The 15,167-nt window shown below is 72.9% G+C and carries 2 pseudogenes; both read left to right on the top strand.

The annotated features are described in order from the left end of the window. Positions 1-27: 27 nt before the first annotated feature. A pseudogene (locus ACFOWZ_RS04315) lies at positions 28-8,871 on the top strand (SDR family NAD(P)-dependent oxidoreductase); the annotation flags it as partial. Positions 8,872-9,118: 247 nt separating this feature from the next. Then, positions 9,119-15,091 (top strand): annotated as a pseudogene (locus ACFOWZ_RS04310) (thioester reductase domain-containing protein); the annotation flags it as partial. Positions 15,092-15,167: the final 76 nt, after the last annotated feature.

Raw genomic sequence — 15,167 nt, 5'->3', positions numbered from 1 at the left:
GAGAGAGCACCCGTGGCTGACGAAGACCAACTCCGCGACTACCTCAAGCGCGCCATCGCCGACGCGAGGGACGCGAAGCGCAAGCTGCGCGACGCTGAGGAACGCGAGCACGAGCCGGTCGCGATCGTCGGCATGGCCTGCCGGTACCCCGGTGGCGTCCGCACGCCCGAGCAGCTCTGGGACCTGGTGGCGGACGGCGTCGACGCCGTCGGGCCGTTCCCGTCCGACCGGGGCTGGCCGGACGACCTGCACGACCCGGACCCCGACGCGGTCGGCAAGGTCTACGCGACCGGTGGCGGGTTCCTGGAGGACACCGGCGGGTTCGACGCCGAGTTCTTCGGGCTGTCCCCGCGGGAGGCGGTCGCGGTCGACCCGCAGCAGCGGATGTTGCTGGAGACCACCTGGGAGGCCGTGGAGCGGGCGGGCATCGACCCCGTTTCGTTGCGCGGCAGCAGGACCGGCGTGTTCATGGGCGTGATGTACAACGACTACGGCTCGCGTCCCGACCTGCCGCCGGAAGGCGTCGAGGGGTATCTGTTCAGCGGCAGCGCGGGCAGCATCGCCTCCGGGCGGCTGGCCTACACGTTCGGCTTCGAGGGGCCGACCCTCACCGTCGACACCGCGTGCTCGTCTTCGTTGGTGGCACTGCACCTCGCCGCCGGCGCACTCCGCCGCGGCGAGTGCGGCCTGGCGGTCGCGGGCGGCGTGACGGTCATGTCCACGCCGACGGCGTTCGTGGAGTTCTCCAGGCTGCGCGGACTTTCGGCTGACGGCCGGTGCAAGTCGTTCTCCGACGACGCCGACGGCACCGGCTGGTCCGAAGGCGTCGGCGTGCTGGTGCTGGAGCGGCTGTCCGACGCGCTTGCCAACGGGCACACCGTTCTCGCCGTGGTGCGCGGCTCGGCGGTCAACTCCGACGGCGCGTCCAACGGCCTGACGGCACCGAGCGCCCCCGCGCAGGAACGGGTCATCCGGCAGGCGCTGGCGTCGGCCAGGCTGACCGCGGCCGACGTCGACGTCGTCGAGGCGCACGGCACCGGCACGACGCTGGGCGACCCGATCGAGGCGCGGGCCGTGCTGGCCACCTACGGGCAGGACCGGGGCACGTCCGGGCCGGTGCTGCTGGGCTCGCTGAAGTCCAACATCGGCCACTCCCAGGCGGCGGCCGGTGTCGGCGGCGTGATCAAGATGGTGCAGGCCATGCGGCACGGCGTGGTGCCCAGAACCCTGCACCTCGGCACCCCTTCGTCCCATGTGGACTGGGACTCCGGCGCGGTCGACCTGCTCGCCGAGGCCAGGCCGTGGCCGGAGGTGGACCGTCCGCGCCGGGCCGCGGTGTCGTCGTTCGGATTTGGCGGGACCAACGCGCACGTCGTGATCGAGGCAGTGGACCCGGTTGCGGCTGAGGAGCCGCGGCCGGTGCTGCCGGCGACCCCGTGGGTGCTGTCGGCGCGCACGGACGCCGCTCTGGTCTCGCAGGCGCGCAGGCTCGCGGACTGGGCGTCTTCTGATGGGCTCGCGGTCACCGACTTGGATGTCGCCGCCGCGCTCACCCAACGGCGTGGTTCGATGCCGCGCCGGGCAGTCGTGTCGGGAACGGACCGGGCCACGCTGGTCGCCGCGTTGCGCGGGATCACGGGCGGGGTGGAAGCACGGGCGGGCAAGACCGCGTTCGTGTTCAGCGGCCAGGGCAGCCAGCGCGCGGGCATGGGCCTGGAGCTCGCCGAGGCGTTCCCGGTGTTCGCTTCGGCTTTCGACGAGGCGTGCGCCGCGCTCGGACTGGAGCGCTCGGTGATCGCCGAGGGCGACCTGACGGACACCGGTGTCGCCCAGCCCGCGTTGTTCGCGTTCGAGGTGGCGTTGTTCCGCCTGTTCGAGTCGTGGGGCGTGCGGCCGGACGTCCTCATCGGACATTCGGTCGGTGAGCTCGCCGCGGCGCACGTGGCCGGTGTGCTGAGTCTCGCCGACGCCGCTGCCGTCGTTGCTGCGCGTGCCCGGTTGATGGCCGCGCTCCCACCCGGCGGGGCGATGCTCGCCGTCGAGGCCACCGAGGAGGAGGTGCTGCCGCTGCTGACCGAGGGCGTCGGCATCGCCGCGGTGAACGGGCCTGCGTCCGTCGTGGTGTCCGGGGACGAGGCCGGGGTGCTCGCCGTGGGCGCGGCGCTGACCGGACGCCGCACGACCCGGCTCGCGGTCAGCCACGCGTTCCACTCACCGTTGATGGAGCCGATGCTGAACGACTTCCGCGCTGTTCTGGCCCGCGTGACTCCCAGTGAGCCGCAGATCCCGGTGATCCCGACTGCCGACGTGGATGCCGCGTGGGGCACACCGGAGTACTGGGTGCGGCAGGTGCGCGAACCGGTCCGCTTCCGCGCGGCCCTGCAGTCCGCGCAAGGGGTGCGCACGGTGCTGGAGATCGGTCCTCGGCCGGTGCTTTCCGGTCTGATCGGTTCTTCCGCCGTCGCCGCTGTGCGAGCCGACCGCGAGGCGATGTCCGTTGTGGACTCTCTGGGCCAGCTGCACGCCAGGGGAGTTCCCGTCGACTGGGTGGCGGTGCTCGGCCGCGGTCCGGTCGTCGTCGACCTGCCCACGTACCCGTTCCAGCACGAGCGCTTCTGGCTCGACCAGACGCGTTCCGCCGGCGACCTCGGCGCGGCGGGCCTCGCCGGCGTCGACCACCCGCTGCTGGGCGCGGCGGTCGAGGTCGCCGACTCGTCCACGACCGTCCTCACCGGACGGTTGAGCACCGCTGATCATCCCTGGCTCGTCGACCACCGCGTTCACGGCGTGCTGCCGCTCCCCGGCACCGCGCTGCTGGAGATGGCCGCCAGGGCCGGGTCCGTCGCGGGCGTGCCGCACGTCGCCGACCTGGTGCTGACCGCCCCGCTCGTGATCCCGCCGACGGGGGTGGTCGACGTCCAGCTGGTCGTTGGCGCGCCGGATGTTCACGGCTTTTGTCCGCTGACCGTTCATTCGCGAACTGATGGGGATTGGGTCGCCAACGCGAGCGGGAAGCTCGGTCCTGACGGCCCGGCGCCTGCCGGGTTGCGTTCCTGGCCTCCGGCCGGGGCGGTCGAGGTGGATCTCGACGGTCTGCACGACCGCGCCGCTGATGCGGGCTTCGAGTACGGGCCGGCGTTCCTCGGTCTGTCGCGTGCCTGGACCGTGGGTGAGGACATCTACTGCGAGGTCGAGCTGCCGGAGTCGCTCGACGCTGCTCGTTATGCGGTGCATCCCGCGCTGCTCGACGCCGCCCTGCACGTCCTGCTGCCCGGTGGGGTGGGGGATCGTCCCGCGTCTTTGCCGTTCAGCTGGTCCGGGGTGACGGTTGCGGGGCAGGCGGGGGCTGCGGCTCGCGTTCGGTTGACCAAGACCGGGCGGGACTCGGTGGCGCTCGTGGTCGCGGACGGCTCGGGCGCTCCGGTCGCGGAGGTGGGGGAGCTGGTGCTCCGGCCCGTTGCGGATGGGGTGTCCGCGGCGCCGATTCTGGCTCTGCGGTGGGAGGTTGTGGAGCGTCCGGCGGCATCGGTCGACGGTGTCGTGGTGTTGGGCGGGGTCGCGGGGGCGCTTGGCTCCGCGGATCTGGCTGCGCTCGGCGAGGTCGTGGACCTGGCGGCGCTCGCCCAGCAGTCGCCCCGCGCCGTCGTCCTCCCGATCCTCCCCGCCGCCACGGACGCCGCCGCCACCACCGCCGCCGTGCACGCGGCCCTCTCAACCGTCCGAGCCTTCCTTTCCGAACCTGGCCTCGACGGAACAGTCCTCGTTGCCCTCACCCGGGGCGCCGACGGCCCCGAGGCCCCTACCGACCTCGCGGCCGCCGCCGTCCTGGGTCTGTTGCGCAGTGCGGTGGCCGAAAACCCCGGCCGGATCGTGACCCTCGACGGTCCCGCGACCCCCGGCGACATCGCCGCCGCCATCGCCTCGGGTGCGTCCCGGCTGGCCGTGCGGGAAGGTGCGCTGCTCACTCCGCGGCTGGCGCGCGTCGCCCCTGCGGCGCCGAAGAGGTACGACCGGGGCCCAGTTCTGGTCACCGGGGCCGGTGGTGCGCTCGGCGGGGTGCTCGCGCGCCGGCTCGTTGCCGAGCACGGTGCCCGTGAGCTCGTCCTGGTCGGTCGTTCCGGCAGGGTCGACCCCGCGTTGCTCGCGGAGCTGAGGGAAGCGGGGGCCGAGGTCGTCGTCGCAGCGTGCGACGTGGCCGATCGGGACGCGCTCGCCGCGTTGCTCGCCGAGCATCCCGTGACGGCGGTCGTGCACGCGGCCGGTGTCGTGCGGGACGGTGTGCTCGACGGGCTCACCGCCGACCAGGTCGACGCCGTGCTGCGGCCCAAGGTCGACGCGGCGTGGAACCTGCACGAGCTGGCCGGCGACCTCGACGCGTTCGTCCTGTACTCCTCGATCGCGGGGGTCATCGGCACCGCCGGGCAGGCCAACTACAGCGCCGCCAACGCCTATCTCGACGCGCTCGCCGCGCACCGCCGGTCGCTCGGGCTGCCCGCCGACTCGCTCGCCTGGGGGCTGTGGTCGTCCGCCAGCGCGATGTCCGACGGGCTCGCCGATGCCGACCTGCGCCGCATCGCCGACCTGGGGCTGACCCCGATGGACGAGGACGCCGCCATGGCCGCGTTCGCCGGCGCGGACGGGGTCGTCGCGATCACCGGGCTCGACACGGCCGTGCTGCGCGCGGGCGGGCCGGCCGTGCCCGAGGTGCTTCGCGGGCTCGTGGGCACCCGGCGAACAGCCGCGAAGCCCGCGGCGCTCGACCCGGCTGCTCTGCTGGACCTGGTCCGCGCCCAGACAGCGGCGGTGCTCGGGCACGCCGATCCGGCGGGTGTCGCCGCCGACCGGGTGTTCTCCGAGCTCGGGTTCGACTCGCTGACCTCGGTGGAGCTGCGCAACCGGCTCAGCGCCACCACCGGCCTGACGCTGTCCACGACCCTGATCTTCGACCACCCGACCCCGGCGGCACTCGCCGCGCACCTCGGCGAGCGGATGGCAGCCGCCGCACCGGCCGCGCCCGTCGAGGTGCGGGTGAGCGTCGACGACGACCCGATCGTCATCGTCGGCATGGCGTGCCGGTACCCCGGAGGGGTCCGCTCGCCGGAGGACCTGTGGGAGCTCGTGGCTTCCGGGGCCGATGCCATCTCGGAGTTCCCCACGAACCGCGGCTGGGACGTCGACGCGCTCTACCACCCCGACCCGGACCACACCGGCACCACGTACTCGAAGCACGGCGGGTTCCTGCACGACGCCGACAAGTTCGACGCGGCGTTCTTCGGCATGTCGCCGCGCGAGGCCACGGCGACCGATCCGCAGCAGAGGTTGTTGCTGGAGACCGCGTGGGAGACGCTGGAGGACGCGGGGATCGACCCCGTTTCGTTGCGCGGCAGCAAGACCGGCGTGTTCGCGGGCGTGATGTACCACGACTACGGACGTGGCGCGTCCGGTCCCGCCGCCACCGAGCTGGAGGGGTATCTCGCCGGAGGCACCCTGGGCAGTGTCGCGTCCGGACGGTTGGCGTACACGTTCGGCTTCGAGGGACCCGCGTTGACGGTGGACACCGCGTGCTCCTCTTCCTTGGTGGCGTTGCACTTGGCGGCGCAGGCGTTGCGCAACGGTGAATGCGATCTGGCGCTGGCCGGCGGTGTCACGGTGATGTCGACCCCGACGGCGTTCGTCGAGTTCTCCCGGCAGCGCGGACTTTCGGCCGACGGCCGGTGCAGGTCGTTCTCCGACGACGCCGACGGCACCGGCTGGGCGGAAGGCGTCGGCCTGCTGCTGGTCGAGCGACTGTCCGACGCTCAGGCCAAGGGGCACACCGTGCTCGCCGTGGTGCGCGGCTCCTCGGTCAACTCCGACGGCGCGTCGAACGGCCTCACCGCCCCGAACGGTCCGTCGCAGCAACGCGTTCTGCGTGCCGCCCTCGCCGGCGCCGGCCTGCAACCGTCCGAAGTGGATGCTGTCGAGGCGCACGGCACCGGCACCACGCTGGGCGACCCGATCGAGGCCGGTGCGGTGCTGGCCGTCTACGGCGGCGAACGTCCCACGCCGCTGGCGCTGGGCTCGCTCAAGTCCAACATCGGCCACACCCAGGCCGCGGCGGGCGTCGGCGGTGTGATCAAGATGATCATGGCCATGAAGCACGGCGTGCTGCCCAAGACGTTGCACGTCCGCACCCCCTCGCCGCACATCGACTGGTCTTCCGGGGCGGTCGAGCTGCTGACCGAAGCCCGCGACTGGGTCGCGGAACGCCCGCGCCGCGCCGGTGTGTCGTCGTTCGGCATCTCGGGTACCAACGCGCACGTCATCATCGAGCAACCTTCAGACGCAAGTGATGAACGGCTCATTTGTTCACCTCAGGTGGACAAAAGAGCCGTTCATCGACCTGATGTGGTGCCGTTGGTGGTGTCGGCCCGGTCTGGGCAGGCGTTGCGTGCGCAGCTTGATCGCATTGCGGACCGGGTTGACGGTGCCGATCTCGCGGCCTGCGCACGGGATCTGGTGTCCAGGGCCCGGTTCGAGCACACCGCCGTGGTCGCCGTCGGCCCGGACGACGACCCTGCCGCCGCGTTGCGGAACGCGGTGCCGCTGGCCCCGTCGAGCGGTGGACTGGCCTTCGTCTTCACCGGGCAGGGCAGCCAGCGCGCCGGTATGGGGCAGGAGCTGTACGCGGCGCATCCCCGGTACGCCAAGGCGTTCGACGAGATCTGCGCCGTGTTCGACGAGCACCTGGACCGCCCGTTGCGGGACGTCGTGTTCGAGGGCGGACCCGACCTGGACCGCACCGGGTACGCGCAACCGGCGCTGTTCGCGGTGGAGGTCGCGCTGGTCCGGCTGCTCGAGTCGTGGGGGATCGTCCCCGAAGTGGTCGCCGGGCACTCGATCGGCGAGATCGTGGCCGCGCACGTGGCCGGGGTGCTGACGCTCGGCGACGCCGCAGCCCTGGTCGCCGCACGGGGTGCGCTCATGCAGGCGTTGCCGCCCGGCGGGGCGATGGTGGCCGTCGCGGCCTCCGAGGACGAGGTCGCCGAACTGCTTGCGCCGCACCGGGAGGTCGCGGGGATCGCTGCGGTGAACGGACCGGCCGCGGTCGTGGTCTCGGGCGCCGAGGAGGCCGTCCTGGCCGTCGCCGCGGCGCTCGCCGGACGTGGCCGCCGCACCAGCAGGCTCACCGTCAGCCACGCCTTCCACTCGCCGTTGATGGACCCGATGCTGGCGGAGTTCCGCGAGGTCGCCCGCCGCGTCACGTTCGCGGAGCCGCGCCTCCCTGTCGTCAGTGCGCTGGCGGGCAGCCGCGGGGTGACCGATCCGGAGCACTGGGTCGCGCACGTCCGCGAGGCGGTGCGCTTCGCCGACGCCGTCGACGGACTTGCGGCCCACGGCGCCGGCTCGGTTCTGGAGGTCGGTCCGGCCGCGGTGCTCACCGCCCTGGTCGCCGACCGGATCCCTGCCGTGCCCGCGCTGCGCAAGGACCAGCCGGAGCAGCACACCCTCGCCGCCGCGGTCGGCACCCTGCACGCGAGGGGTGCGACGGTGGACTGGGACGCCGTGCTGGGCAAGCGAATCCGCACGGCCCTGCCGCCCTACGCGTTCCAGCGCGAACGGTTGTGGATCAACGCCGCACCGGTCGGCGCCCCCGCCGTCACCGGGCTCACCTCGCTGGACCACCCGGTGCTCGGCACTCTCGTGCCACTGGCCGACACCGGCGAACTCGTGCTGTCCGGTGTGGTGTCCGAGGAGACGTTGCCGTGGCTGTCCGGGCACGTCGTGGTCGACGCACCGGTCGCACCGGCGGGTGTGCTGGTCGACCTCGCGCTGCGGGCCGGAGCCGAGGCGGGCACCGCCGCGCTGAGGTCGTTGGTCATCGAGGCGCCGCTCGTGGCCGCCGGTCCGGTCCGGGTGCAGGTCCGCGTCGGTGCGCCCGACGAGGACGGGGCTCGCGAGGTGACCGTGCACGGCTCGGTGGGCGACGCGTGGATCCGTTACGCCGCAGGGGTTCTCGTGCCCGACCCCGGTGCTCCACCTGTGCACGCGGTGGACCCGCTGGTCCTGGACGCTGCTCACCCCTCGGAGCCGGGGCCCGCGGTGTGGCGCGTTCCGGTGCGCTGGCACGACGTCCGGGTGCGGGAGGACGGGCCGCGCGTGGGGGAGGTGGTGCTGGCCGACGTGCCGGTGGCCGCGTTCGCCTCGGGTCGCGCTCCGGCCGGCCACGACTGGGACGCCCTGCCGTCGGACGCGCACGCCGTGATCGCCGTGGTCGGTGCGGACTTCCCCAGCACCCCTGTCGACGCGGTCGTGCTCCTCGGCCAGGACGCCTCCGAAGAGGCCGCAGCGGCCTGGCTCGCCGACCCGCGCGTTGCCGGTGTTCCGATCGTCGTGGCCACGACCGGCGGTGTCTCCGTCGCGGGTGAGCCGGCCGATCCGGAGCAGGGCGCGCTGTGGGCCTCGGCGCCGCGTCGAGGGCCGGTGATCGCCGTCGACTACGCGCCCGGTGCCGACCTGGTCCTTCCCGCGGCCGTCCTGGCCGACGGGACTCCGTTCGCCGCGGTGCGTGACGGCGTCGCGTACGTCCCAGCGCGCGCCACACCTGTTGCGTCCCAACGAGGTGCGCTCGACCTGACCGGCCTCACCGACTCCGAGGTGCGCAGGGCCGTGCTCGACCGGGTTCGCGCCGACGTCGCGGCCGTGCTCGGTCACCGCGACTCCTCGGCCGTCGGCGTCGACCTCGCCTTCGGGGACCTCGGGTTCGACTCGATGACCGCCGTGGCGTTGCGCGACCGGCTGGCGTCGGCCACCGGTCTGACCCTGCCCGCCACCGTCGTCTTCGACCACCCGACCCCGGCCGCGCTGGCCGGAGCACTGGTGGACCGGATGACCGAGGACGCGGTCGATCCCCTGCACGCGGAGCTCGACCGGCTGGAGGCCGTGCTGGCCGAGGTCCGGCCTGCCGACCGCGATGCCGTCGCCACCCGGCTGCGCGGCCTGCTCTCCCGGTGGAACGAGGCCGCGGAGATCGACCCGCTGGGCGACGTGACCTCGGACGAGCTGTTCGCCCTCATCGACAACGAGTTCGGCCGCGCTGGTGGCTGAGTCCCGATCCGCAGCGACCCGGAGTGGAGCAATGGCAGACGAGCAGAAGCTCATGGAGTACCTCAAGTGGGTCACCGCCGATCTGCAGAAGGCGCGCAAGCGCGTCGAGGAGCTCGAGGCGGCCGAACCGGAACCCGTCGCCGTGGTCGCGATGGCCTGCCGGTATCCCGGTGGCATCGCCTCCCCGGACGACCTGTGGCGGCTGGTCGAGGACGGCCGCGACGGCACCGGACCGTGGCCGTCCGACCGCGGCTGGGACGTCGACGCGCTCTACGACCCAGAACCGGGCCAGCCGGGCAGGTCCTACACCGATCGAGGGGGATTCCTCAACGATGCGACGACGTTCGACGCGGCGTTCTTCGGCATCTCCCCGCGCGAGGCGTTGGCGATGGATCCGCAGCAACGGCTGCTGCTGGAGCTGTCGTGGGAAGTTTTCGAACGCGCTGGCATCGATCCCGGTGCCCTGCGAGGCTCCCGCACAGCGGTCTTCGCCGGAGTGGGCGAGCAGAGCTACCTCGGGCTGGCCGGACCGCGGGAGCTGGAAGGCTTCCTGATGACCGGAAAGCTCTCCAGCGTCGCGTCGGGCCGGATCGCCTACACCTACGGGCTGGAGGGCCCGGCGATCACCGTCGACACCGCGTGCTCGTCGTCGCTGGTCGCACTGCACCTCGCGCTCCGGTCGCTGCGGTCGGGGGAGTCGGCGCTCGCACTGGCGGGCGGAGCCACCGTGTACGGCTCGCCCAGCGGGTTCGTCGAGTTCTCCCAGCAACGCGGTCTCGCCGCCGACGGTCGCGCCAAGTCGTTCGCCGCCGCCGCGGACGGCACGGCGTGGGCGGAGGGCGCGGGATTGCTGCTTCTGGAGCGGCTGTCCGACGCACGCCGCAACGGTCACCCCGTGCTGGCCGTGCTGCGCGGCTCGGCGGTCAACTCCGACGGCGCCTCCAGCGGCCTCACCGCGCCCAGCGGAAGCGCCCAGGAACGGGTCATCCGCGACGCCCTCGCCGACGCCCGCCTCCGACCGTCCGATGTAGACGTCGTCGAGGCGCACGGCACCGGGACCCGGCTCGGCGACCCGATCGAGGCCCACGCCCTCCTCGCCACCTACGGCAAGGAGCGGGGGCCGTCCGGCGAGCCGCTGTGGCTGGGCTCGTTCAAGTCGAACGTGGGCCACAGCGTCGCGGCGGCCGGGGTGGGCGGCGTGATCAAGCTCGTGCAGGCGATCCGGCACGGTGTGCTGCCCCGGACCCTGCACGTGGACGCCCCCACGCCGGTCGTGGACTGGTCGTCCGGCGCGGTGGAGTTGCTGACCGAGGCTCGGCCGTGGCCCGATCACGGACGTCCGCGCCGGGGTGCGGTGTCCGCGTTCGGTGTCAGCGGTACCAACGCCCACCTGGTCGTCGAGCAGGCACCGCCTGATGAGCCGGTCGAGTTGGTGGAACGGGCGGAGCTGCCGGTGCCGGTGCTGCTGTCCGGAAAGGACGGTTCTGGGTTGCGCGCGCAGGCTGCTGCGCTGGTTGTGCACCTGGAGGCTCATCCGGATCTCTCCGTCCTCGACGTCGCCACCACCCTCGCCACCGGGCGTGCCGCGCTGGACCGGCGGGCGGCTGTGGTCGCGGCCGACCGGGATGCGCTGCTGGACGGGTTGCGCACTCTCGGCGACGGAACGGCCGTGGCCGGCGGGCGCACCGCGTTCCTGTTCACCGGCCAGGGCGCCCAGCGGCCGGGCATGGGACGTGAGCTGGCGGCCCGGTTCCCCGTGTTCGCCAAGGCGCACAACGACGTCGTCGCCGCGCTGGACCCGCATCTGAGCCGGCCGCTCGGGGACGTCCTGGACACGGACGCGGTGCACGACACCGAGTTCACCCAGCCCGCGCTGTTCGCCTTCGAGGTCGCCCTCCACCGGCTGCTGGAGTCCTGGGGCGTGCGACCGGACTTCGTCGCGGGCCATTCACTCGGCGAGCTGACCGCCGCGCACGTCGCCGGGGTGTTCTCCCTGTCCGACGCCGCCAGGCTGGTCGCGGCCAGGGGCCGGTTGCTCGGCGCACTGCCCGCGGGTGGCGCCATGGTGGCTGTCGCGCTCCCTCCGTCCGAAGTGGACGATCTGCCACCCGGTGTCGACGTGGCTGCGGTGAACGGACCGTCGTCGGTCGTGTTGTCGGGGCGTGAGGACGCGCTTCTGCCGTTCGTTGAGACGTTGAAGGCACGCGGCGTGCGCGTCAAACGGCTCACCGTCAGCCACGCGTTCCACTCCGTGCTCGTGGAGCCGGTGCTGGCCGAGTTCCGCGCTGTGGCGGAGTCCGTTACCCACCAACGTCCCGAAATCTCATTGGTGTCCAATGTGGATGGTTCTGAGGTGCGGGAGCTCGATGCGGACCACTGGGTCCGGCACGTGCGCGCCGCCGTGCTCTTCTCCACCTGCGTCGACACCCTCGTCGCGGCGGGCGTCGAGACGTTCGTCGAGGTGGGCCCTGCCGCAGCGCTGACCCCGCTGGTCCGCGAGGTGCACGACGGCGCGGTGGGGGCGCAGCACGGCGGTGACGAGGTCGTCGACCTGGTGACGGCTCTGGCCGCGGTCCACGCGCGGGGCGTGCCGGTGTCGTGGGAGGCGTTCTTCGCGGGCCTCGGCGGCCGGCGCGTCGACCTGCCCACGTACGCCTTCCAGCGGGAGCGGTACTGGGTGGTCGAGTCGGTGGCCACCGAAGGGCTGGACGCGACGGACCACCCGGTGCTCGACACGGTCGTTCCGGTGGCCGGGCGCGACGAGGTGGTGCTCACCGGACGAGTCACCGGCCGGGCCAACCCGTGGGGCGACCGCGTGCCGGCCTCCGCGCTGGTCGAACTCGCGGTGCGCGCGGGCGACGAGACGGGAACTCCCCGGCTGGCCGGCCTGACCACGCAGAGCCCGCTGGTGCTGCCCGTTCGCGGTGCGCTGCACCTCCAGGTGCGGGTCGGCGAACCCGGACCAGACGGTCGACCCGTGACCGTCCACTCGCGACCCGAGCGGCACACGGCGTGGACGCTGCACGCTGAGGGCCTGCTGACCCGCTCCAGCTCTGCCCCGCCTTTGCTGGACGGCTCTGGTGTCGAGGTCGAGGCGGATTCCGGCGGGTTCGTCCTGCACCCCGCGTTGCTCGACGACGTGCTGGAGGCGGTCCGGCCGGGTGCCGTCCCGGTTGAGTGGCGCGGCGTTGAGGTGTTCGCGCACGGTGCGACGAAGCTGCGGGCCGCGGTGGGTGGTGACGAGGACATCGTTTCCTTGTCGCTCACCGATCCTTCGGGCGCACTGGTCGCCGTGGTCGACGAGGTTCGCATCACGGTTGGGCAGGACACCGCTGTCGCCCGGTTGCGCCCCTTGGATGCGTTGCTGCGTCCGGACTGGATCGCGTTGCCCTTGTCAGAGAACGCTTCTGGTGGTTGGGCGGGGGTGGTCGAGCCGTCGCGCGTCGATCCAGGTGAGTGTGTTTCGGCTGTGCTGGTTGAGCTTCAGCGGCACCTCGCGGGGAATGCCGCGGACCCGCTCGTCGTGCTCACCAAGGGCGCTTTCTCGGTAGCCGGTGAGCCGGTTCGCGATGTGGCGGCTTCGGCGGTGTGGGGGCTGGTGCGGTCCGCGCAGTCCGAGCACGCGGGGCGGGTCGTCCTGGTCGACGCGGACGAGCGGCCGTCCGACGCGCTGCTCGGAGCTGTGGTGGCGTTGGGGGAGCCGCAGGTGGTGGTGCGCGGTGGGGAGGTGTTCGTGCCCCGCTTGCGTCGCGCGCCGTCTGGCAACGGGCCGTCCGGGCGCTGGACCGGCACCGTCCTCGTCACCGGCGGCACCGGAGCCCTCGGCTCCCTCCTGGCCCGCCACCTCGTCGTCACCCACGGCGTGCGCGACCTCGTCCTGACCAGCCGCGCCGGCACCTCCGCCCCGGGCGCCGACGCCGTACAAGCCGAACTGACCGGGCTCGGCGCGCGAGTCGTGGTGGCCGCGTGCGACGTCTCCGACCGCGACGCCGTTGCCCGTCTGCTCGCCGAACATCCCGTCGACGGCGTCCTGCACGCCGCGGGCACGACGGACGACGGTCTCGTCGCCGACCTGACCCCGGAGCGCGTGGCGAGGGTGTTCGCCGCCAAGGCCGACAGCGCCCGGCACCTGCACGAGCTCGCGGGTGACGTCACGGCGTTCGTGCTGTTCTCGTCGCTCGCGGCGACCATCGGCGGTGCGGGGCAGGCGAACTACGCCGCGGCCAACGCCTACCTCGACGGGCTCGCCGCCCTGCGCGCCGCCGAGGGGAAGCCCGCCACCTCGATCGCCTGGGGGTTGTGGGACGTCACCAGCGGCGTCACCGGGCACCTCGACGACGCCGACCGCAGGCGCATCGAACGTGCGGGCTACCCGGCGATCGGACCGGAGCTCGGCGTCGCGGTTTTCGACGCGGCGGTGCGGGACGGTGCTCCCGTGGTCGTTGCGGCGCCACTGGACGAGGTTGCTCTGCGGTCGCGGCCGGACCAGGTTCCCGTCGTGCTGCGCGAGATCGCCAGGCTTCCCCTCCGCCGTGCCGCGCGCGGGCCTGGTGACGCTCGATCCCTTGCGGAGCGGCTGGAAGGAGTTGGTGCGGAGGAACGGCTCGGCGAGGTTCTGAAGGAGGTGCTGGCCGCGGCCGCCGACGTGCTGGGGCTCAACGACTCTGCGGCCGTGCCTGTCACGTCGTCGTTCCCCGACCTGGGTTTCGACTCGCTGTTGTCGGTCGAGCTGCGCAACCGCCTCGGCGCGAAGACCGGCCTGACGCTGCCGCCGACCGCGGTGTTCGACCACCCGACGCCGCACGCGCTGGCCACCTACCTCGACGGCGTGCTGGCGCCTGCGCCGGACGCCGTGGACGCGGCGGTGGACTGGGCGGCGGAGATCATCCTGCCCGACGACGTCGTCCCGGCAGGCACGATCGTCTCCGAGCTGGACGACGTGCTGCTGACCGGCGCCACCGGTTTCCTGGGTGCGTTCCTGTTGCGGGAGCTGCTGGAGTCGACGGAGGCGCGCGTGCACTGTGTGGTGCGCGCGGCCGATCCCGCCGACGGACTGCGCCGGCTGCGGGAGAACCTGGAGTGGTACCGGATCAAGGCCGACCTCGCCAGGGTCGAGGTGGTCGTCGGCGACCTCGCGGCGGCGGGACTGGGACTCGCGGCGGAGGAGTTCGACCGGCTCGCGGGCCTGGTCGACGCGGTGTACCACGCGGGGGCGGAGGTCAACTGGTTGCAGCCGTACCGCGCGCTCAAGGCCGCGAACGTCGGCGGCACGGTCGAGCTGCTGCGCCTGGCCTCCCGCCACCGGACGGTGCCGTTCCACCACGTGTCGACGACCGGCGTCTTCGCGGGCCCGGTCACCCGCGGCGTTCCGTTGCGCGTCACCGATCCTGCCGGCCCCGGTGAGGCCCTGCCCAGCGGCTACACGCAGAGCAAGTGGGTGGCCGAGGAAGTCCTCGACCTGGCACGCGGCCGCGGCCTCCCGGTCTCGGTCTACCGCGTCGACCTCGTCTCCGGCGACACGGCGACGGGAGCCTGCCAGACCCGCGACTTCGTGTGGATGTCGGTCAAGGGCCTCATCCAGGCAGGCGCCTACCCGCGGGGCCTGACCGCGCCACTGCACATGGTTCCCGTCGACTACGCGGCCTCGGCAGTCGTTGCCTTGTCCACAATGGACGCGAAAGGCACGTTTCACATCGACAGCCCCGGTTTCCTGGACTTCGCCGACCTGGTGGCCGCCGTCCGCAGCTACGGCCACGACCTCCGCGAGCTGCCGGCGGACGAATGGCGCGCCGCCGTCACCGGCGACCGCGACAACGCGATGCTCCCGCTGCTCGACGCCTTCGAGCTCATGATGGCCGACAGCGAGGGCTTCTACCCCGCGATCGACACCACCGCCACCGAGGAGGCCCTGGGCACCACGTCCCCGCCCGTCACCGAAGCGCTCGTCCACACCTACCTGGACTTCTTCACCGACCTGGGCTGGCTCGCACCGCCTCGGACATGAGCGAGGCCGGGTGGCTCCGGTCCGCACCTTCGCTGCCCGGTATGGCGCGAAAAGCACGTTCGGGCCATCTAGCGGC

Origin of the sequence: Lentzea rhizosphaerae (genome assembly GCF_042649515.1) — a bacterium.
GTDB classification, from domain to species: domain Bacteria; phylum Actinomycetota; class Actinomycetes; order Mycobacteriales; family Pseudonocardiaceae; genus Lentzea; species Lentzea aerocolonigenes.
Note: the sequence above shows the minus strand (reverse complement) of the source record. Positions and strands in the feature narration are given on the sequence as shown.